The sequence below is a fragment of the Stenotrophomonas sp. ESTM1D_MKCIP4_1 genome (assembly GCF_003086895.1).
Taxonomy (GTDB): Bacteria; Pseudomonadota; Gammaproteobacteria; order Xanthomonadales; family Xanthomonadaceae; genus Stenotrophomonas.
Genome location: NZ_CP026004.1, coordinates 3,107,683 through 3,128,746, shown reverse-complemented (window position 1 = coordinate 3,128,746; position 21,064 = coordinate 3,107,683). Strand labels below are relative to the sequence as shown.

At 67.4% G+C, this 21,064-nt stretch carries 20 protein-coding genes; 13 read left to right on the top strand and 7 right to left on the bottom strand.

What is annotated here, in order from left to right; translation table 11 throughout:
- Positions 1-30: 30 nt before the first annotated feature.
- Both C1924_RS14355 and C1924_RS14350 read right to left on the bottom strand, forming a co-directional pair.
- Positions 31-255 (bottom strand): CstA-like transporter-associated (seleno)protein, encoded by a 225-nt coding sequence (locus tag C1924_RS14355; protein ID WP_108765908.1) that lies wholly within the window; start codon positions 253-255, stop codon positions 31-33.
- Entirely contained in the window at positions 255-2,336 is a 2,082-nt protein-coding gene (locus C1924_RS14350; RefSeq protein WP_108765907.1) for a carbon starvation CstA family protein, read from the bottom strand. Before C1924_RS14350 ends, C1924_RS14355 begins: the two co-directional genes overlap by 1 nt.
- A gap of 233 nt (positions 2,337-2,569) precedes the next feature.
- Here C1924_RS14350 and C1924_RS14340 point away from each other — a divergent pair, with 233 nt between their 5' ends.
- Positions 2,570-3,421 carry a pirin family protein gene (locus C1924_RS14340; protein WP_108765905.1) on the top strand — a complete coding sequence of 284 codons (852 nt, stop codon included), beginning with the start codon at positions 2,570-2,572 and terminating at the stop codon, positions 3,419-3,421.
- Positions 3,422-3,550: 129 nt separating this feature from the next.
- Here the strand turns inward: C1924_RS14340 and C1924_RS14335 are convergent, their stop codons facing one another.
- The 3 genes from C1924_RS14335 to C1924_RS14325 all read right to left on the bottom strand — a co-directional run bounded on the left by C1924_RS14335 (position 3,551) and on the right by C1924_RS14325 (position 7,618).
- Positions 3,551-4,009 (bottom strand): hypothetical protein, encoded by a 459-nt coding sequence (locus C1924_RS14335; protein WP_108765904.1) that lies wholly within the window; start codon positions 4,007-4,009, stop codon positions 3,551-3,553.
- A gap of 197 nt (positions 4,010-4,206) precedes the next feature.
- On the bottom strand, positions 4,207-5,070 hold the full coding sequence (locus C1924_RS14330) for a pirin family protein (protein WP_108767073.1): 864 nt from the start codon (positions 5,068-5,070) through the stop codon (positions 4,207-4,209).
- 484 nt (positions 5,071-5,554) lie between these two features.
- Positions 5,555-7,618, bottom strand: a complete 2,064-nt coding sequence (locus tag C1924_RS14325) for a 3-hydroxyacyl-CoA dehydrogenase NAD-binding domain-containing protein (protein WP_108765903.1) — start codon at positions 7,616-7,618, stop codon at positions 5,555-5,557.
- Positions 7,619-7,852: 234 nt separating this feature from the next.
- Here C1924_RS14325 and rpoE point away from each other — a divergent pair, with 234 nt between their 5' ends.
- The 9 genes from rpoE to recO all read left to right on the top strand — a co-directional run bounded on the left by rpoE (position 7,853) and on the right by recO (position 16,514).
- Complete coding sequence (gene rpoE / locus C1924_RS14320; protein ID WP_108765902.1) at positions 7,853-8,473, top strand: RNA polymerase sigma factor RpoE; 621 nt, start codon at positions 7,853-7,855, stop codon at positions 8,471-8,473.
- Positions 8,470-9,351 (top strand): sigma-E factor negative regulatory protein, encoded by an 882-nt coding sequence (locus tag C1924_RS14315; protein ID WP_108765901.1) that lies wholly within the window; start codon positions 8,470-8,472, stop codon positions 9,349-9,351. Before rpoE ends, C1924_RS14315 begins: the two co-directional genes overlap by 4 nt.
- A 74-nt stretch (positions 9,352-9,425) precedes the next feature.
- On the top strand, positions 9,426-10,958 hold the full coding sequence (locus C1924_RS14310) for a DegQ family serine endoprotease (RefSeq protein WP_108765900.1): 1,533 nt from the start codon (positions 9,426-9,428) through the stop codon (positions 10,956-10,958).
- A gap of 181 nt (positions 10,959-11,139) precedes the next feature.
- A complete protein-coding gene (lepA, locus tag C1924_RS14305) occupies positions 11,140-12,933 on the top strand; it encodes a translation elongation factor 4 (protein WP_174208996.1) in 1,794 nt (597 codons plus the stop codon).
- 54 nt (positions 12,934-12,987) lie between these two features.
- Positions 12,988-13,782 (top strand): signal peptidase I, encoded by a 795-nt coding sequence (lepB, locus tag C1924_RS14300; RefSeq protein ID WP_108765898.1) that lies wholly within the window; start codon positions 12,988-12,990, stop codon positions 13,780-13,782.
- Between the two features lie 32 nt (positions 13,783-13,814).
- A complete protein-coding gene (locus C1924_RS14295) occupies positions 13,815-14,198 on the top strand; it encodes a DUF4845 domain-containing protein (protein ID WP_108765897.1) in 384 nt (127 codons plus the stop codon).
- A complete protein-coding gene (gene rnc / locus C1924_RS14290; RefSeq protein WP_108765896.1) occupies positions 14,188-14,868 on the top strand; it encodes a ribonuclease III in 681 nt (226 codons plus the stop codon). The genes C1924_RS14295 and rnc overlap by 11 nt, the downstream gene beginning before the upstream one ends.
- Positions 14,865-15,761: a GTPase Era gene (gene era / locus C1924_RS14285; protein ID WP_108765895.1), complete on the top strand. Its 897-nt coding sequence runs from the start codon at positions 14,865-14,867 to the stop codon at positions 15,759-15,761. The genes rnc and era overlap by 4 nt, the downstream gene beginning before the upstream one ends.
- An 18-nt stretch (positions 15,762-15,779) precedes the next feature.
- Positions 15,780-16,514, top strand: a complete 735-nt coding sequence (gene recO, locus C1924_RS14280) for a DNA repair protein RecO (protein WP_108765894.1) — start codon at positions 15,780-15,782, stop codon at positions 16,512-16,514.
- A gap of 262 nt (positions 16,515-16,776) precedes the next feature.
- On the opposite strand, the gene C1924_RS14275 is transcribed toward recO, so the two are convergent.
- Positions 16,777-17,499: a response regulator gene (locus C1924_RS14275; RefSeq protein WP_108767072.1), complete on the bottom strand. Its 723-nt coding sequence runs from the start codon at positions 17,497-17,499 to the stop codon at positions 16,777-16,779.
- Between the two features lie 128 nt (positions 17,500-17,627).
- On the opposite strand from C1924_RS14275, the gene rlmD reads away from it, so the two are divergent.
- A complete protein-coding gene (gene rlmD, locus C1924_RS14270; RefSeq protein ID WP_108765893.1) occupies positions 17,628-18,962 on the top strand; it encodes a 23S rRNA (uracil(1939)-C(5))-methyltransferase RlmD in 1,335 nt (444 codons plus the stop codon).
- 1 nt (position 18,963) lies between these two features.
- On the opposite strand, the gene C1924_RS14265 is transcribed toward rlmD, so the two are convergent.
- Positions 18,964-19,560, bottom strand: coding sequence for a hypothetical protein (locus C1924_RS14265; protein WP_108765892.1), 597 nt, complete (start codon positions 19,558-19,560; stop codon positions 18,964-18,966).
- 92 nt (positions 19,561-19,652) lie between these two features.
- On the opposite strand from C1924_RS14265, the gene C1924_RS14260 reads away from it, so the two are divergent.
- Both C1924_RS14260 and C1924_RS14255 read left to right on the top strand, forming a co-directional pair.
- A complete protein-coding gene (locus C1924_RS14260; protein ID WP_108767071.1) occupies positions 19,653-20,138 on the top strand; it encodes a CYTH domain-containing protein in 486 nt (161 codons plus the stop codon).
- A gap of 86 nt (positions 20,139-20,224) precedes the next feature.
- A complete protein-coding gene (locus C1924_RS14255) occupies positions 20,225-20,920 on the top strand; it encodes a DsbA family oxidoreductase (protein ID WP_108765891.1) in 696 nt (231 codons plus the stop codon).
- The last annotated feature ends 144 nt before the right edge of the window (positions 20,921-21,064 follow it).

The following is a 21,064-nucleotide window of genomic DNA, read 5'->3' as shown; positions in this document are numbered from 1 at the left end:
CCGGGCTGCAAGCCCGGCACCCACGTTGCATCAACAGCAACGACCGCCGTTGCGACCGCCGTAGCGCGCTTCCTGCCGCTCGCGGAAGAACGTCTTGTAGTCCATCGGTTCCTGGTCCGGATGCTTTTCAAGCATGTGCCGGACGTAGTTGTCGTAATCAGGAATCCCACAGCACAGCCGTGCGGTCTGTACCAGGCGTCGCCAGATGCGGCGATGCGTCTGGTACTGGCCGACGGGAACCAGTTGCGTGCTCATTACAGATCCACCATTTCGTGCGGCTTCAGCGCCACGTACGGGGTCTCGCGGTCAGTGCGCTGCGGGTTGCGGCGCGCGGCGAGGATGGTCTTGATCGAATACACCAGCACCGCACCCACCACCAGCAGGAACAGCGAAGTCAGGCCGGTGTTGACGTAGGCATTGACCACGATCTGCTGCATCTGTGCCACCGACTTGGCCGGGGCGGTGATGGTGTCGCTGGCGATGGCGGCCTGGAACTTGTGCGCCTGCGCCAGGAAACCCTGCGCCGGGTTGCTGTCGAAAATCTTGATGAAGCCGGCGTAGGTGGTGCAGATCAGCAGCCACACCGCCGGAACCGCGGTCACCCAGGCGTAGCGGTCACGCTTCATCTTGAACAGCACCACCGTGCCCAGCATCAGCGCGATACCGGCCAGCATCTGGTTGGAAATGCCGAACAGCGGCCACAGCGTCTGGATGCCGCCGAACGGATCGACCACGCCGGTGTACAGCAGGTAGCCCCACAGCGCCACGCAGCCGGCGGTACCGATGATGTTGGCCGTCCACGATTCGGTCTTCTTCAGTGCCGGGATGAAGTTGCCCAGCAGGTCCTGCAGCATGAAGCGACCGGCGCGGGTACCGGCATCGACGGCGGTCAGGATGAACAAGGCCTCGAACAGGATCGCGAAGTGGTACCAGAACGCCATCATCGCGTCGCTGCTGCTCGGGATGGCTTCGTGCAGGATCTGCGCGATGCCCACCGCCAGCGTGGGAGCGCCACCGGCGCGGTGCAGGATGGTCGGTTCGCCGATGGCCGCCGCCGTGGCGGTCAGCTGTTCCGGGCTGATGGTGAAGCCCCAGGTGTTGGTGATGAAGTGTGCCGCCGAGGCGGCGTCGGCACCGATCACCGCAGCCGGGCTGTTCATCGCGAAGTAGATGCCCGGATCGATGATCGAGGCCGCCACCAGTGCCATCACTGCCACGAACGATTCCATCAGCATGCCGCCGTAGCCGATGTAGCGCATGTGCGCTTCATTGGCCAGCAGCTTGGGCGTGGTGCCGGAGGAGATGAGGGCGTGGAAGCCGGACACCGCACCGCAGGCGATGGTGATGAACAGGAACGGGAACATCCCGCCCTTCCACACCGGGCCGTCGCCGCTGGCCGCGAACTGGGTCAGCGCGGGCATCTTCAGTTCCGGCATGACCACCAGGATGCCGATGGCCAGCGCGATGATCGTACCGATCTTCAGGAAGGTGGACAGGTAATCGCGCGGGGCCAGCAGCAGCCAGACCGGCAGCACGGACGCTACGAAACCGTAGCCGATCAGCATCCAGGTGATCTGGGTGCCGGTGAAGGTGAAGGCCGGGCCCCAGGTCGGGTCGGCCGCTACCTTGCCGCCGAACCAGATCGCAGCCAGCAGCAGGATCAGGCCGACCACCGAGATCTCGCCGATCTTGCCGGGGCGGATGTAGCGCATGTACACGCCCATCAGGATCGCGATGGGCATCGTTGCGATCACCGTGAACATGCCCCACGGGCTTTCGGCCAGTGCCTTGACCACCACCATCGCCAGCACGGCCAGGATGATGATCATGATGAGGAAGGCGCCGAACAGGGCGATCGTGCCAGGTACCTGGCCCATTTCCTCACGAACGAGGTCACCCAGCGAACGGCCGTTGCGGCGGCTGGACAGGAACAGGACGACGAAGTCCTGCACCGCACCGGCCAGCACCACACCCACCACCAGCCACAGCAGGCCGGGCAGGTAGCCCATCTGTGCGGCGAGCACCGGGCCGACCAGCGGGCCTGCGCCGGCGATGGCGGCGAAGTGGTGGCCGAACAGCACATGCTTGTTGGTCGGGACGTAGTCCAGGCCATCGTTGTTGATCACCGCCGGGGTGGCCCGGGTCGGATCGAGCTGCATCACCTTGTTGGCGATGAACAGGCTGTAGAAACGGTACGCCACCAGGTACAGCGATACCGCCGCGACCACGATCCACAAGGCATTGATGTGTTCACCGCGGCGCAGGGCCACGGTGCCCAGACAGAATGCGCCAAGCAGGGCGAGGGCCGCCCAGCCTATTTTGGAAAACCCTTTCATGAGGTGCTCTCTCCCGGAAAGATGTTCAAAGAGTCCCGCGTGACCTGTGCACGGTCAATGTGTGAGGGACTTTTCTGCGGTAGTACTTTGGTCGAACACAACGCAGGCGCCGCCGCGCGGCGGACATGACGCGCGACGAACACCAGTGGTGGAACAATCGGTTGCGGCGCCGCCCATTGGCGCTGTGGCGCGGGGCGTCCATCTTCACTGGCATCCATCCAACAGGAGTCGCCATGAGCCTTCCCGAACCGGTACGCGTGCAGCGCACCATCCGTGGCATGCCCACCTCCGACGGTGCGGGCGTGCGCCTGACCCGCGTCATCGGTGGCCCGTCGCTGCCTGACCTGGACCCCTTCCTGCTGCTGGATGAGTTCGGTACCGACCGCGCCGAGGACTACATCGCCGGCTTCCCGGAACATCCGCACCGTGGTTTCGAGACCGTTACCTACATGCTCGACGGGCGCATGCGCCACCGTGACAACCACGGCAACGAAGGCCTGCTGACCCCGGGCAGCGTGCAGTGGATGACGGCGGGCCGCGGCCTGGTCCATTCGGAGATGCCGGAGCAGGAAAGCGGCCAGATGCGCGGCTTCCAGCTGTGGGTGAACCTGCCGGCGCGGGACAAGATGACCGACCCGAAGTACCAGGAATTCGCGCCCGAGCGCATTCCGGTGGTGCAGCCGGCGGCGGGCGTGGAGGTGAAGGTGATTGCCGGTACCGTCGATGGCACGGCCGGCCCGATCGCCCAGCCCGCCACCGATCCGTTGTATCTGGACATCCGCCTGGACGCCGACCGCGCCTGGACGTACACGCTGCCGGAAGGGCACAACGCGTTCGCCTACGTCTTCGAGGGCGGGGTGACGGTGGGCGAGCAGGACGCCGCGCGTGACGTGGCGCGCCAGGAACTGGCGGTGCTGGGCGGCGGTGAGCAGCTGCACCTGTCGGCCGGAAGCGAAGGCGCGCGGTTGATCCTGGTGGCAGGCCGCCCGCTGCGCGAGCCGGTCATGCGCCACGGCCCGTTCGTGATGAACACGCGGCAGGAGCTGATGCAGGCCTTCGTCGATTTCCAGGAAGGCCGGTTCTGAGGTAGCGCCGGCCGCGGGCCGGCAACCGCCTGCGATGGCGGCAGACGAGTGTGCCGGCCAGCGGCCGGCACTACCGATCGATCGGGTTGAAGTGCGGGGACACTGCCAGGCAGTCATCCCCGCATTCACTCAGCGACCGTCGGCCACGGCCGACGGGGTCAGGCTCATGCCCTGCGCCAGCTGCTGCAGGCTGCCCAGTTCCTCGGTGCTGCCCGGGTACAGTGCAATCTGCGCATAACGGCCCTTGTCCAGCTTGACCACGCTGATGCGCCGCTCGGCATAGCCGGGTGGCTCCTGGCCACCCAGATCGGGCTGGTACCAGTACATGGATTCACCGCCGAAGCTGCCCTTTTCCTGGCGCAGCGAACGGCTGAGCGGAATGCCCGGGTCACGCTGGCTGAGCATCAGGCTCAGCACTTCACGGCCATCGGCCGTGGCGGCGCGGCACACCACGAAACCAGGCTGTGCCTGTTCCTGCCATTGCAGGCCACTGCTGGCCGGCAGCGATGGGCACTCGACCGGAGCCTGCGCGGCAGCCTGGGCGGCGACCAACAGCAGGCTCGACAACACAACAGGCGCGAACTTCATGCATCCCCCAAGGTGGCGTGTCGTAAGGCGCCACCGGCCCGCCGGTGGCTGCGGCATCCCATCCCCGGATGCCCGACCGTCCGCATGTGTACGGACGGTCAATCCGACCTTAACGGAACGTGAGCGATCGCACAAATTGCGGTTTCAATCGTAACCATCACGCGCCGTGGGTCGGGCCTGCTCGACGGCCATCCACCTCAATACTGCGGCAGCGGAATGAATTCCTTGTCGTCGCCGGGAATGGTGCCGAACCGCCCCGCCTCCCAGTCGTGCTTGGCCTGTTCGATGCGCTCCTTCGAGCTGGACACGAAGTTCCACCACAGGTGGCGCGGTCCATCCAGCGGCTCGCCACCGAACAGCATCGCCTTCACCGGGGTCTTCGCGCGCAGGCGGCCAATGGCGCCGGCCTCGGGGATGACCAGGTGCTGGGCAGGGATATCCACGCCATCCAGCTGCGCCTGGCCTTCGAGGATGTACAACGCGCGTTCGCGATGCCCGTTGTCGATGTCGATCTCCGCATCCGGGTCGAGGTCGATGGCCACGTTGAGCGTGTCGGCGAATACCTTCACCGGCGATTCCTCGCCGTAGGCGCGGCCGGCGATGACGCGCAGCCAGACGCCGTTGCGGCGCTGCTCGGGCAGGGTGGCGGCGGCATGGTGGTAGAACGCCGGTTCGATTTCCTCATGCGACTTCGGCAGCGCGACCCAGGTCTGCATGCCGTGGATGGGGTTGTCATGGTCGCGGTCCGGCGGCGGGGTGCGTTCGGAGTGGGCGATGCCGCGGCCGGCGGTCATCCAGTTCACATCACCGGGGCGGATGATCTGGTCCGACCCCAGCGTGTCGCGGTGACCGATGGCACCGGACCACAGGTAGGTGACCGTGGCCAGGCCGATGTGCGGGTGCGGGCGCACGTCGATGGCGGTGCCGGGGTGCATGATCGCCGGGCCCATCTGGTCGACGAACACGAACGAGCCGATGCTGCGGGCCTGCAGGGTGGGCACCGCGCGGCGCACTTCCAGGCCGCCGATGTCGTGGACGCGCGGGGCGATGATGGTGGTCATGCGGGCGTTCTCGCTGGCAGGAATGATGGGCGCCAGCATGGCATGCGGTGGTGACGGGCACATGCCCCATGCGGGTAACAGCCTGTTCCGTAGCGTCGGGCTTGCTCGACGGGGTTCCCGCCAACGGCGCAGCCCCTCGTGGCTGGGTCGGTTGGTAGAGTCGACTGTTGGTAGAGTCGACTGTTGGTAGAGTCGACTGTTGGTAGAGTCGACTGTTAGTCGACTGGCCCTGCAGTTGGCCGGGCGCGTCCAGCCACGGAAAAGAAAAAAGAAAATCAAGATCAAACGCCGGTCGCTTCGCTCGCATCCACGCATGGCGTGGACGAAGCGTGTCGACCAAGGTCGACACCTACCGCAATCCAACACCGCCCCGCCCAGCAAACAGAAAAGCCAGAGCCGCTTTGGCTCTGGCTTCTGCTTTCAGGGTTGCCGGCCAGCGGCCGGCACTACCGCGGGTGCCGGGCCGCAGGCCCGGCTGATCAACTCACACCACCGGTTCGCGCAGGACGGGGTTGTCCCAACCCGGGCGCGGGGCGAAACGGTCGCCGTGGCGCTGCTGCAGCGCCTTCAGCCGCTCGACGATCGCATCGGCACCCACCGCACGGATGTGCTGGATCGGACCGCCACGGAACGGGGCGAACCCCGTACCGAAGATCACGCCGGCATCCAGCAGGTCCGCATCGGCCACCACGCCCTCGTGCAGGCAGGCCACCGCCTCGTTCAGCAGCGGCAGGATCAGGCGGTCTTCCAGGTCCGCCGGGGCCTGGTAGTCGCGGGCGACGTCCGGCTTCTTCGCCCGGCCGTTCTCCCAGGTGTAGATGCCCTGGCCATCCTTCTTGCCGCGCTTGGCCGGGTCCACCGTCGCCAGCGCCTCGGGCACCTGCAGGCCCAGGAACGGCGCCAGCTCCTTGCCCACGCCGGCGGCCACGTCCAGGCCCACCGTGTCGATCAGTTCGATCGGGCCCATCGGCATGCCGAACTTCACCGCCGCCTTGTCGATCACCGCGCCCGGAATGCCTTCGGCATACGCGGTGGCCGCTTCCAGCATGTACGGGAACAGCACGCGGTTGACCAGGAAGCCCGGGCTGCCGGCCACCGGCACCGGGAACTTGCCCAGGGCCTTGCAGAACGCGGCCAGGCGGCGCTCGGTTTCCGGCGCCATGCCGTCGTGGTGGATGATTTCCACCAGCGGCATCTGCGCCACCGGATTGAAGTAGTGCAGGCCGGCGAACTGGGCCGGACGCTGGATGTGGTCGCGCAGTTCCACCAGCGGAATCGACGAGGTGTTGGTGGTCAGCAGCGCGTCCAGCTTCATCTTCGGTTCCAGCGTCTGGTACAGCGCACGCTTGGCCTCCGGGTTCTCGATGATTGCTTCGATGACCAGGTCGGCCTCGGCCACGCCGTTGCCTTCCAGGTCGGCACGCAGGCGCGCGGCCACCGCCGGGCGCTTGCTCTCGTCGCGCACCTTCTTGGCGAACAGGGCCTGCGCACGCTCCATGGCCGGGTCGATGAAGCGCTGCTCACGGTCCTGCAGCGTCACCTCGAAGCCCTTGTAGGCAGCCCAGGCGGCAATGTCGCCGCCCATCACGCCGGCGCCGACCACGTGCACGTGGCGGATGCCGGAATCGCCGCCGCCCAGGCCCTTCAGGCGTTCGGTCAGGAAGAAGATGCGGATCAGGTTGCGCGCGGTCGGCGTGCTGGCCAGCTTCACCACCGCGCGGCGCTCGGCGTCCAGGCGCGCCTGCACCGGCTTGCCGGCGGTGCGCTGCCAGGTGCTGATCAGCGCGTACGGTGCCGGGTACTGGTCCTTTTTCGCCTTGCGTGCGACCTGCTTGACCATCTGCGGGGCCAGCAGCTTGCGCGCCAGCCAGGTGTTGGTGGCCCAGGCGGTCGCGCGCTGCTTGAACGGGCGAGTGGTGCCGGACAGGGCCAGCGCCACGGCGGTATCCAGCACCACGGCCGGTGCCACCACCTTGTCGACCAGGCCGATGCCGCGGGCGGCCGACGCGGACAGCGTGCGGCCGGTCAGCATCATGTCCATCGCCGCCGGGGCGCCCACCAGCTGCGGCAGGCGCGCGCTGCCGCCCCAGCCGGGGAAGATGCCCAGCTGGGTCTCCGGCAGGCCGATGCGGGTGCTGTTGTCATTGGAGGCCACGCGGTAGCGGCAGGCCAGGGCCAGCTCGGTGCCGCCGCCCAGGCAGTGGCCATGGATGGCCGCCACGGTGGGGCAGGGCAGCTCGGCCAGCTTCTGGTACGTGGACTGGCCACGGCGGATCGCATCGTTGACGGTGCCGCGCCGGTCGAACTCCTGGAACTCCTTCAGGTCCGCCCCGGCGATGAAGCCGGCCTTCTTCAGCGACTGGATGACCACGCCCTTGGGCGGGTCCAGGGCGATGCGCTCGAGCAGGTCGCCCAGTTCCAGCAGCACATCCTGCGACATCGCGTTGACACTGCTGTCCTGACGATCAAGAGACAGCACGACCACGCCGTCATCGCGGATCTCGGGGTGCCAGTGGCTGAAGCGGAGACCATCGAAGCCTGAGAGCATGGACGTTCCATCCGGTTGTGTATGGAGAAGCGGCTATGATCCAGAGGTTGTTTCCCCCGCGTCAAATCCCAATAGCAGGGGGGAGTTGCCCCGGATCCAGAGCCTTGGAAGGGGACGCTAGCGGAACGGTGGTTAAAAGCTGGTACGGCGCCAGGTGATCGGCGACTGAACTTTTCCCGGGATTGGCAGTCTCATTGCCCGACGTCGGTTGGGCTGACAGGAGTGCGGCCCCTCATGGCCGATGTTGAAACACCACAGGAGCTGGATCTGGAACTGGTCCGGCGCGTGCAGCGCGGCGAGAGCGCGGCCTTCGATGTCCTGGTACGCAAGTACCAGCATCGGGTCGTCGGTCTGGTCGGTCGCTACATCGCCGACTGGAGCGAATGTCAGGACGTCGCCCAGGACACTTTCATCCGCGCCTACCGCGCGATCGGGAGTTTCCGTGGCGATGCCCAGTTCTCCACCTGGTTGCATCGGATCGCCGTGAACACTGCCAAAAACTATCTGACTTCACACAATCGACGCCCGCCGACCGATGACATCGACATCGGCGACGCCGAGCAGTTCGATACCGGGACACGCCTGCGCGACACCGACACGCCCGAACGCGAGTTGATGCGCCAGGAGCTGGAACAGACGGTGATGAAGGCCGTCAACGCGCTGCCGGAAGAACTCCGGTCGGCGATCACCCTGCGCGAGGTGGAAGGCCTGAGTTACGAGGAAATCGCGCAGAAGATGGGGTGCCCGATCGGCACCGTGCGGTCCCGGATCTTCCGGGCGCGCGAGGCGATCGACACCGAACTCCGGCCGCTGCTGGACATCGGCAGCGCCACCCGCGAGAAGAGCCGCGTATGACCCACAGTCCGTTGAACGAATCACACACGCATCAATCCCCCGCCGGGCAGCGCCTGGACCAGCGCCACCGCGAGCAGCTGTCGGCCCTGGTCGACGGCGAACTCGGTGCCGATGAGGCGCGCTTCCTGCTGCGCCGCATGGAACACGACCCCGAACTGTCCGGTTGCCAGGAGCGCTGGCAGCTGATGGGTGACGTGATGCGTGGCCAGGCCTCGCTGCTGGCCCCGGCTGGCTTCAGCGCGGCGGTGGCCGCCGCCGTCGCCGCCGAGCCGTCGCCGGCGACGCTGGCCGAACCGCGCCGTGCGGTGCGCCGCAGCGGCTGGCGTGCCTGGGGCGGTGGTGCCGCACTGGCCGCTTCGGTGGCCGCGGTGGCCCTGTTCATGGGCGGCGAAAAGCTGAATGAGGCCAACCCCGGCGAGACCCTGCCGCCGCAGGTGGTGGCCAGCCAGGCCGAACTGGCACCTGCGCCGGAGCCGGCCGGCGTCACCGAAGCCTCGGCCGACGGTGCGGCGATGGCCGTGGCCGCCGCTCCGGCCGTGGCAATGGCGGCCAGCCGCCGCCAGGATGCCCGCCGCGCCAGTGCGACCCGCAGCCACCAGGCCGCGCGGGTGGCCCAGCGAGACGAGGCGCCGCAGCGTGCGGTGGCCGCAGCGCAACCGCTGCTGACCCCCAGCGTACCGGCCGGCAATGCCCGCCATCTGCCCTTTGGTGATGTCGGCAGCCTGCAGGCACGGCCGTGGCCGAAGTCCAGCCTGGCCCCGGCAGCCGGCAGCGCGCTCAATGCCAGCTTCCCGGCCTCGTCCGGTGGCGCCGCGTTCTACCCGTTCGAGCCGCGCCTGCAGGAAGAGCTGCCGGTGCCGCCGCGCCCGCGCGACTGACGCGTGCGGGCCCATGCCCCGCCCTCGGCGGGGCCCTCCTTTCCCTCTCCATCCGATCCGGAGGTTGCCGTCCGATGACTCCCCGACTTCGCACGCAGGCCATGAGCCTGCTGGCTCTGACCCTGCCGCTGGTGGCATGCGCCCAGCCCGCCGCGCCCGTCGCCGCACCGCAGGCCGCCGCCGCTGCCGCGCCACGTGCGCCGGCACAGCCGCTGGTCAGCGGCCTGCCTGATTTCACCGCGCTGGTCGAACAGGTCGGCCCAGGCGTGGTCAACGTCGACACCACCATCGTGCGCAACAACCGCCAGGCCTCGCGCGGCCCGATGGGCGACGATGACATGCCCGAGTTCTTCCGCCGCTTCTTCGGCCCGGACTTCCCGATGCCGGGGCAGGGCCAGGGTGGGCAGGACGGCGGTCCCAGCATCAAGGGCCGTGGCATGGGCTCGGGCTTCATCATCTCGCCCGATGGCTATGTGCTGACCAATTACCACGTGGTGGCTGACGCCAGCGATGTGAAGGTGAAGCTGGGCGACAGCCGCGAGTTCACCGCCAAGGTGGTCGGCAGCGACCAGCAGTACGACGTGGCCCTGCTGAAGATCGACGGCAAGAACCTGCCGACCGTGCGCGTGGGCGATTCCAATTCGCTCAAGCCGGGGCAGTGGGTGGTCGCCATCGGCTCGCCATTCGGCCTGGATCATTCGGTCACCGCAGGCGTGGTCAGCGCCCTCGGCCGTAGCACCGGCGGCCCGGACCAGCGCTATGTGCCGTTCATCCAGACCGACGTGGCGATCAACCAGGGCAACTCCGGTGGCCCGCTGCTGAACACCCGCGGTGAAGTGGTCGGCATCAATTCGCAGATCTACTCCGCGTCCGGCGGCTACATGGGCATCAGCTTCTCGATCCCGATCGACCTGGCGATGAGTGCGGTCGAGCAGATCAAGAAGACCGGCAAGGTCACCCGTGGCCAGCTGGGCGCGGTGGTCGAGCCGATCGATTCGCTGAAGGCACAGGGCCTGGGCCTGCCGGACAGCCGCGGCGCGCTGGTCAACCAGATCGTTCCCGGCAGTGCCGCCGCCAAGGCGGGCGTGCAGCTGGGCGATGTCATCCGCTCGGTCAACGGCAGCACGGTCAACAGCTGGTCCGACCTGCCGCCGCTGATCGGCGCGATGGCCCCGGGCAGCAAGGTCAACCTGGTCGTGTACCGCGACGGCAAGCCGCGTGAGCTCAGTGCCACCCTGACGGCGCTGACCGAGGACGGCCAGGACAGCGGCCGCGGCCCGTCCCCGGCCAACGCCGAAGATACCCCGCAGGCCGGTGCCAATGCCCTGCTGGGCCTGGACGTGGCCGAGCTGACCGCGCCGCAGCGCAAGCAGCTGGGCCTGGAATCGGGCGAGGGCGTGCGCATCACCGGGGTCAAGGGCGAGGGTGCCCGTGACGCCGGCCTGGCCCCGGGCATGGTGGTCCTGCGCGTCGGCAACACCCCGGTCGGCAGTGTGCAGGCGCTCAACCGCGCGCTGTCCGGCTACAAGAAGGGCGATGTGGTCCTGCTGCTGGTCCGTGCCAGCAGTGGCAACAGCGCCTTCGTGGCGGTCAAGGCCGGCCCGTAAGGCTTTCAAGAGCCGCCCCCCGGCGGCTCTGGTGCACCCCCGAAGCCCCGCCCCGGCGGGGCTTCGGCCATTCCGGACCCGGTCCGATCAGGCCGCTTTCGCGGGCAGGGCCCGGGCATGCGATAATCGACCGTTACCCTGACGACGCCGCGCGCCGCCGCCACCTATGTCTTCTGATTCGATGCGGAACATCCGCAACTTCTCCATCATTGCCCACGTCGACCACGGCAAGTCCACGCTGGCCGACCGCATCATCCAGCTTTGCGGTGGCCTGCAGGCCCGCGAGATGGAAGCGCAGGTGCTCGATTCCAATCCGATCGAGCGCGAGCGTGGCATCACCATCAAGGCCCAGTCGGTCTCGCTGCCGTACCTGGCCAAGGATGGGCAGACCTACCACCTGAACTTCATCGACACCCCCGGCCACGTCGACTTCTCCTATGAAGTCAGCCGTTCGCTGGCGGCCTGCGAAGGCGCACTGCTGGTGGTCGATGCCGCCCAGGGCGTGGAAGCGCAGTCGGTGGCCAACTGCTACACCGCCGTCGAGCAGGGCCTGGAAGTGGTGCCGGTCATCAACAAGATCGACCTGCCCACCGCCGACATCGAGCGCGCCAAGGCCGAGATCGAGGCCGTCATCGGCATCGATGCCGCCGACGCCGTGCCGGTCAGCGCCAAGACCGGCCTGAACGTGCAGGACGTGCTGGAAGCCATCGTGCACCGCATCCCGCCGCCGCAGCCGCGTGACACCGACAAGCTGCAGGCGCTGATCATCGACTCCTGGTTCGACAACTATCTGGGCGTGGTCTCGCTGGTGCGCGTCATGCAGGGCCAGATCAAGGCCGGCGACAAGCTGCAGGTCATGTCCACCGGCCGCACCCACCAGGTCGACAACGTCGGCGTGTTCACGCCCAAGCGCAAGGTGCTGCCGGCGCTGCGTGCGGGTGAAGTGGGCTGGGTCACCGCCAGCATCAAGGACGTCCACGGTGCACCGGTCGGCGATACCCTCACCCTGGCCGCCGACCCGGCGCCGAAGCCGCTGCCGGGCTTCCAGGAAATGCAGCCGCGCGTGTTCGCCGGCCTGTTCCCGGTCGACGCCGAGGACTACCCGGACCTGCGCGAAGCGCTGGACAAGCTGCGCCTGAACGACGCCGCGCTGCGCTTCGAGCCGGAAAGCTCCGAGGCGATGGGCTTCGGCTTCCGCTGCGGCTTCCTCGGCATGCTGCACATGGAAATCGTGCAGGAGCGCCTGGAACGCGAGTACAACCTGGACCTGATCAGCACCGCGCCGACGGTGGTGTATGAAGTCCTGAAGACCGACGGCACCATCATCAGCATGGACAACCCGGCCAAGCTGCCGCCGGTCAACCATGTCGAAGAGATCCGCGAGCCGATCATCCGCGCCAACGTGCTCACCCCCGAGGAGTACATCGGCAACATCATCAAGCTGTGCGAAGAGAAGCGCGGCAGCCAGATCGGCATCAACTACCTGGGCAGCCAGGTGCAGATCAGCTACGAGCTGCCGATGGCCGAGGTGGTGCTGGACTTCTTCGACAAGCTGAAGTCAGTCAGCCGTGGCTATGCCTCGCTGGACTACCACTTCGTGCGGTTCGACGCCGGCCCGTTCGTGCGCGTGGACGTGCTGATCAACGGTGACAAGGTCGATGCCCTGTCGCTGATCGTGCACCGCAGCCACGCCGACCGCCGCGGCCGCGAACTGTGCGAGAAGATGAAGGACCTGATCCCGCGCCAGCAGTTCGACGTGGCCATCCAGGCTGCCGTCGGCTCGCAGATCATCGCCCGCACCACGGTCAAGGCCATGCGCAAGAACGTGCTGGCCAAGTGCTATGGTGGCGACGTTTCGCGCAAGAAGAAGCTTCTGGAAAAGCAGAAGGAAGGCAAGAAGCGCATGAAGCAGGTCGGCCGCGTGGAAATTCCGCAGGAAGCCTTCCTGGCCGTGCTGCAGATGGACAACAAGTAAGCCCGCAGCGGCCCTTCGGGGCCGTTCGTCCGGTGACGTTGCAAAGGACCCTGAATGAAACTGTTTGAGATCCTCCTGGTCGTACTGACCCTGGCCTCGGGCCTGATCCTGCTGGCTGACAAGCTGTACCTGGCCAAGCGCCGGGCCCAGCGCGCGGGCCTGCTCGATACCGAGCCGGTGCTGGTGGACTACTCGCGGGCATTCTTCCCGGTGCTGGTGGTGGTGCTGATCGTGCGCAGCTTCATCGCCGAGCCGTACAAGATCCCGTCCAGTTCGATGATGCCGAACCTGCTGATCGGCGATTTCATCCTGGTCAACAAGTTCTCCTACGGCCTGCGCCTGCCGATCACCAACACCAAGTTCGTCCCGCTGGGCGAACCGTCGCGCGGCGATGTGGTGGTGTTCCACTTCCCCGGCCATGGCGACAACGATCCGGCCAAGGGCGAGAACTTCATCAAGCGCGTCATCGGCGTGCCGGGTGACACCGTGGCCTTTGAAGGTGACGGCGTCATCCTCAATGGCGAGCCGCTGAAGTACGACAACAAGGGGATCTACGCCGGCGACAAGGGCCAGGGCGAGGGCGCCAACCTGCTGGTCGAGCACCTGCCGGGGCGCACCCACACCGTGCTGGAGACCGATTATCCTCGCGGTCAGGGCAAGTGGACCGTGCCGGAGGGCAAGTACCTGGTGATGGGCGACAATCGCGACAACAGCGATGACGGCCGTTTCTGGGGCCTGCTGCCGGAAGAGAACCTGCGCGGCCGTGCGTTCCTGATCTGGCTGAACTGCCAGGGCTGGTTCTGCAAGGATGGCTTCCAGCCGTCGCGGATCGGCTCGGGCATCAACTGACTTCACATCCACGCGTATCTGGGGAGAACGCAATGAAGACGATGAACACGCAGCGCGGCATGACCCTGACCTCCTTCCTGGTGGTCCTGATCGTAGTGGGCTTCTTCCTGTACGTCGGCATGAAGCTGTTCCCGATGTACCAGGAGTACTACGCCGTGCGCTCGGCGATGAAGAGCCTGGCCAACGAGCCCAACGTGGGCACCATGGCCCCGGCGCAGATCCAGGATCTGTTCTTCAAGCGGCTGTACATCAACTACTCGGACAACGTGAAGCCGTCCAACGTCAAGTTCAACCGTCGTGACAACGGCTGGACCCTCAACGTCAACTACGAAGTGCGGCGCCCGCTGGTGGGCAACCTCGACGTGGTGGGCAAGTTTGAATCATCCCAGGACCTCGTTCGTAGCGGTGCCCAGTAAATTCATTCAACGTGGTGACCTGATCGGTCACGCTTTCAGCGATCCAGCCCTGCTCAAGCAGGCGCTGACCCATCGCAGTGCCGGTGCGCCGCATAACGAGCGCCTGGAATTCCTCGGCGACAGCATCGTCAACATGATGGTCGCCCAGGCCTTGTACCAGCGCTGGCCCAAGGCCGACGAGGGTGCGATGACCCGCGCCCGCGCCGAGCTGGTGCGCGAGGGCGCGCTGGCCGTGATTGCCCGCACCCTGGAGCTGGGCGACCGCCTGACCCTGGGGCCCGGTGAAATGAAGTCGGGCGGCCACCGTCGCGACTCGATCCTGGCCGACGCCGTCGAAGCGGTGGTGGCCGCGATCTACCTGGACGCCGGTTTCGAGGCCTGCCGGGCGGTCGTGCTGCCCTGGTTCGCCGCCTCGATGGAGGCCCTGCCGGCCACCGGCCGACCCGAGAAAGACCCCAAGACCCGTCTGCAGGAATGGTTGCAGGCCCGACAGAAGGCGTTGCCGCAGTACGAACTGGTGTCAGAATCCGGTGACGACCACGCCAAGCACTTCCGGGTACGCTGCAACGTCGCCGACCCTGCCGCCAGCACCGAGGGCGAAGGCCCCTCGCGCCGGCTTGCCGAACAACAAGCGGCTGCTGCCGTTCTAGAACAACTGGATTCCAAGTGAGCGAACAAACTCCCCATCATTGCGGCAGCGTGGCCGTCATCGGCCGCCCGAACGTGGGCAAGTCGACCCTGACCAATGCCCTGGTCGGCGCCAAGGTCAGCATCGTGTCCAACCGTCCGCAGACCACGCGCCATCGCCTGCTGGGCATCGCCACCTACCCGGAAGGCCAGCTGGTGCTGGTCGACACCCCCGGCCTGCACAAGGTGCAGAAGCGGGCCATGAACCGGGTGATGAACCGCGCCGCGCGCGGCTCGCTGGAAGGCGTTGATGCCGGCCTGCTGGTGATCGAAGCCGGCCGCTGGGACGAAGAAGACAGCCTGGCCTTCAACGTGCTGCGTGACGCCGGCATCCCGGTGGTGCTGGTGGTCAACAAGATCGACCGCCTGAAGGACAAGGGCGCACTGCTGCCGTTCCTGCAGCAGGTGACCGAAGGCCGTGATTTTTCGGCCGTGCACCCGATTTCGGCGCAGAAGCGCAACGGCCTGGATGCGCTGGTGCGCGACGTGCTGGCCCTGCTGCCGGAAGCCCCGCCGATGTTCGGCGAGGACGAGATCACCGACCGCAGCCAGCGCTTCCTGGCCGGCGAGCTGGTGCGTGAACAGCTGATGCGCCAGCTTGGCGAAGAGCTGCCGTACGCGACCACGGTGGAAATCGAACGCTTCACCGAAGATGGCAATCTGCTGCGCATCGGCGCGGTCATCTGGGTTGAGCGCGAAGGCCAGAAGGCCATCGTGATCGGCAAGGGCGGTGCCCGCCTGAAGGAGATCGGTGCCAAGTCCCGCCTGCAGATGGAACGTCTGTTCGGGGCCAAGGTCTTCCTGGAAACCTGGGTGCGCGTGCGTGAAGGCTGGTCCGATGACGAGGCCGCACTGAAGGCCTTCGGTTACGAATAAGCCGCGGCGGTCGCTTCGATGCTGATCGAGGACGACACCGGGTTCGTGCTGCATGCGCGGACCTACCGCGAGACCAGCCTGCTGGTGGAAGTCCTGAGCGCGCAGCACGGCCGTATCGGCCTGCTGGCGCGCGGGGTGTCCACGGCCAAGGGCCAGGTGCTGCGTGCGGCGCTGCAGCCGCTGCAGTGGATACGGTTCAGTGCCCTGCAGCGCGGGGAACTGGCCCAGCTGCGCGGCGCCGAGGCGCTGGATTCGGCCCCACGCCTGGTCGGCCAGGCGATGCTGGCCGGCTTCTATCTGAGTGAACTGACCCTGCGTCTGGCCCCCCGCCAGGACCCGCTGCCGGACCTGTACCTGGCCTATGGCGAGGCGCGCGCGCGGCTGGCGGTGGGCGCAGGCCTGGCGTGGACGCTGCGCCGTTTCGAGCGCGAGCTGCTGGCGGCACTGGGCCTGGGCTTCGAGCTGGACACGGCCAGCGACGGCCAGCCGGTGGACCCGGCCGCACGCTACGAACTGGACCCGCAGGAAGGGCCGCAACGGCTGCTCAGCGAGCGCGGGGGCGAGCGCCGGGCGGCGGCCACCGGCTCGGCGCTGCTGGCGCTGGCCGCCGACGACGAGCCAGATGCGACAGACCTGGCCAGCCTGCGCCTGCCGATGCGGCGGGTGCTGGCCCATCACCTGGGGGCCAGGGGCCTCAAATCCTGGGAACTGCTCGAGCAGCTCACCCCGCGACCAGCCCCGCACCCACGGTAGTGCCGGCCGCTGGCCGGCAACGTCGACAGTTTCCCGCGATCTGTCGGAATGGCACGGGGTCGGATCCCGTTGCGAAGCAACGGGCTCTGACCCCAGATGAATTTCGATATCTGACAGATGTGTCGACCAACGGTCGACACCTACCAACAGCCGCGCACCGCCCCACCCAACACGCAGAAAGCCAGAGCCGCTCTGGCCCTGGCCTTTGACGTTGACGTTGATTGAAGCAGGTGCAGGGCCGCAGGCCCTGCCAAACCACCCCTCAGTGCAGGAGCGCGGCCACCGCGGCCCGGAACCCGGCCTGCGCCGGCGCCGATTCCGGCGCATGGTGCAGCTGCCGCACCGCGCGCGCCAACCGCGCCGCGCCCACAAACCCGCAACTGGCCTGCAGGCGATGCAGCTGGCTGCGCAGGCCCGACGCATCGTGCTGGTCAACGGCCTGCTCCACGGCATCACGCACCCCGGGAAGCTCGGCCAGGAACAGCTCTCGCAGTGCGATCAGATGGTTGCGCTGGCCGTTCAGCGCCGCCAGCGCCGCCGTTTCGTCCCAGTCCTCCACCACCAGCTCGATCGCCGCCGGCGACGCCGCCGCACCCGCCGGCCGGTTGACCAGCGCGCGGCGCACCGCCTTCAACAACTGGTCACGGCCGAGCGGCTTGACCAGCGTGTCACTGAAGCCCGCCTCGCGCAGGCGCGCATGGATGTCCGCATCGCCATCCGCGGTATGCGCCAGGGCAGGCGTGTCCGGATGCGAACGGCGCAGTTCATGCAGCAGCTGCGCGCCATTGCCATCCGGCAGGTTGACGTCGATCAGCCACAGATCATGGGCGCCGGGTTCGGCGCGGGCCAATGCGCTTGCAAGTGAGTCAGCGGTGTCCACATCCGCTGGTAACGTTTCCAACGCCGCCTTGAAAAAACCGCGGCTGATGATGTCATCCTCGACAAGCAGGAAGCGGGGCCGGCTGGCCCGCGGGGTCATCTGCATCAGGGCTGCCTCCATGTCAGCTGTGTCCATCATCAAGCACGCGGGCGGCGGGCGCAAGCGGCCATCGGACCCCCGTGGCCCGGATCTGCGACAATACGCACCCATTTTTGCCCGCAGCCTGTTGCCACGTGGCCCGATCCCGCTCCCGCATCGACCGTACTCCGTTCCAGACCGAGATCCTCGACCTCAGCCATGATGGTCGCGGCGTCGCCCGCCGTGAAGGCGAGGGTGGCAAGGTCACCTTCATCAGTGGTGCCCTGCCGGGCGAAGTGGTGATGGCCGAACAGACCGCCCGCAGCCGTCATTTCGACGAAGCGCGCACCGTTGAGGTGCTGCAGCCTTCGCCGCAGCGGGTGACGCCCAAGTGCCCGCATTTCGGCACCTGCGCCGGCTGCGTGCTGCAGCATCTGGATGAAGACCAGCAGATCGTCGCCAAGCAGCGCGTGCTGATGGACAACCTCGAGCGCATCGGCCACGTCAAGCCGGGCACCGTGCTGCCGCCGCTGGTGGGCGAGAGCTGGGGCTACCGCCGCAAGGGCCGGTTCTCGGTGCGCCGCGTCGAAAAGAAGGACAAGACCCTGGTCGGCTTCCGCGAGCAGGATCCGCGCTTCGTGGCCGACCTCAGCCAGTGCCTGACCGTGATCCCGGAAATCGGCACCAAGGTCGAGGCGCTGTCGACCTTCATCGAATCGCTGGATGGCAAGCGCGACATCCCGCAGATCGAGTTCATCGCGGGCGACCAGGCCGTGGTCCTCACCGTGCGCCACCTGCAGCCGCTCAGCGATGCCGACCGTGAGGCCTGGGCCGCCTTTGGCCAGCAGCATGGTTTCGTGATCTACCTGCAGTCCGGTGGCGTGGACACCGTGCAGCCGCTGGACGGGCAGGGCGTGCCGCTGTCGTTCCGGCTGGCGCCGTGGGATGTCGAGCTGGCGTTCCGCCCGCTGGACTTCATCCAGGTCAACGCCAAGCTCAACGAGAAGATGATCGCCCACGCCCTGGACCTGCTGGAGCCGGGCGAGGATGAGCGCGTGCTGGACCTGTTCTGCGGCCTGGGCAACTTCACCCTGCCGCTGGCCCGCCGCGTGCGCGAAGTGGTAGGCGTGGAAGGTGATGCCGGCCTGGTCGCGCGTGCCCGCGAAAACGCGGAGCGCAACGGCCTGGCCAACGCGCAGTTCTTCAGCGCCGACCTGACCCAGGACCAGCGCAGCACCGCGTGGATGCGCCAGGGCTTCGACAAGCTGCTGCTGGATCCGCCGCGTTCGGGCGCCATCGAAGTGCTGCAGCAGCTGCCGCTGAAGCAGTTCAAACGCATCGTGTATGTCAGTTGCCATCCGGGCTCGCTGGCGCGCGATGCCGGTTATCTGGTCAACGAGCAGGGCTTCACCCTGGTCAGTGCCGGCGCCATGGACATGTTCCCGCACACCGCGCACGTGGAAAGCATCGCGGTGTTCGAGAAGCGCTGATTCAATCGGCCGGCAGCGGGTCCAGGCGCCACTGGCCGCCGTCCCGCTGCAGGCCCAGCGTCATCCGGCCATCGTGGCCACTGTTGAAGGCCAGCAGCAGCGCGCACTGCAGCTGGCCACTGTCCGGGTGCAGGTCACAGCCGTCCACGCCGGTCAGGCGCATGCCATCGAAATCCGCGCGCAGTGCTGCGCGTTCCGACGTATCGGCGCCCGCAGCAATCGCTTCTTCGATGCGGGCCTGCAGTTGCGGGGCCAGTTCTGCCACCGGCGGCTGCGGTGCCTGCAGGCGCGTGGACTGCAGGCGCCAGCCATCACCCTGCGGGACCAGCCGCATCATCCGATGGCGCTGGTCCATGCCACGTTCGTAGCCCACGCTGCAGTCGACTGCGCCGTCCTCGGCCGGTACGCACCAGGGCAATGCGTTCAAGCGCGGTGCGAACATCGCGGCGGCGACCTGGGTGCCTGTGCTTTTCCCCTGCAGTCCGGCCTCCATCTCCAAGGCCAGCGCGGCCTGCACCTGTTGCAGGTCGGGGGCGGGGCCGGGGGCCGCCACGGCCAGGGCGGGTGGGCAGCACAACAGCAGCAACAGACGGCGCATCGACCGGCATCCATGCAGGAGGGGGCGCCATTGTAGGTGGCCCCACCGTGCCGGGCACCGGTCTGGTCACCGCCATCGCGCATAATGGCCGCATGGGCATTGAAATCGAACGCAAATTCCTCGTCACCCACGACGGCTGGCGCGCGGCGGCGCATCGGGTGATTCCGATGGCGCAGGGCTACATCAACGACATGGGCTCGCTCGACCGCGGCACGCAGAATGCCTCGGTGCGGGTCCGCATCGAAGGCGACCATGCGGCGCTGAACCTGAAGTCGCGCACCATCGGCCACACCCGGCAGGAGTTCGACTATCCGATCCCGGTCGAGGACGCGCGTGAACTGCTCGCCCTGTGCGTGGGCGGGCTGATCGACAAGCGCCGGCATCTGGTGGAACACGCGGGCCTGACCTGGGAAGTGGATGAGTTCCTCGGCGACAACGCCGGCCTGGTGGTGGCCGAGGTCGAACTGGACAGCGCCGACCAAGCCATCGAGCTGCCGGACTGGGTCGGCGCTGAAGTCACCGACGACACCCGCTACTACAACGTCGCATTGGCCAGTCACCCCTATTCACAGTGGTGAACCGGAAAAAAGGGGACGGAGGGGATTAAGCCAGTTAATCCCCTCCGTCCCCTTTTTTCGCTGGCAGCGGTCCCCATGTCGTTTGAATGAAGATCGATATCTATTCCGACGTGGTCTGCCCCTGGTGCTGGATCGGCAAGCATCGCTTCCAGCAGGGTGTGCAGTTGCTGGGCGCCGATGCGCCTGAACTCGATATCCACTGGCAGCCGTTCCAGCTGGACCCCGATGCGGGCGACACCCCGGTGCCGCTGCGCCAGGCCTATGCGGCCAAGTTTGGCGGCGCCGAGCGCACCGAACAGATCCTGGGCCAGACCCAGACCACTGCGCGTGCCGAGGGCCTGCCGATGGACTTCAGCCAGGGCCAGGTGCGGGTGACCACGCTGCCGGCGCACCGGGTGCTGTGGCTGGCCGGCGAACACGGCGTGCAGGATGCGGTGGGCGAGGCCCTGTTCCGCGCCCACTTCGAGCAGGGCCAGAACCTGGCCGACACCGCCGTGCTGGTGAAGGCCGGTGTGGCCGGCGGCCTGGACGGCGCCGAAATCACGCAGATGCTGGCGTCCGAGCGTGGTCTGGCCGAGGTCGAAGCCAAGCTGGCCCAGGCCCACGCGCTGGGCATTTCCTCGGTGCCGACCTTCGTCATCGACGATCGCTGGGCCATTTCCGGCGCGCAGCCGCCGGAAGCCTTCGCCAACGCCCTGCGCCAGATCGCTGCCGAGCAGGGCGCGCCGTCGGCGGCCGGCGCCGGTGACGAGGCCTGCGGTCCGGACGGCTGCAAGGTCTGAGCAGGCTTGGGGTCGGAGCCCCTGCGGGGATCCGACCCCGGGGTCAGATCCCCGCGGGGGCTCTGACCCCAGCGTCCCACTGCCACGAACACTGCGCCCACCGGCCGGTTCTGCGACAATGCGGCACTGCGCCATGCGGGCGCC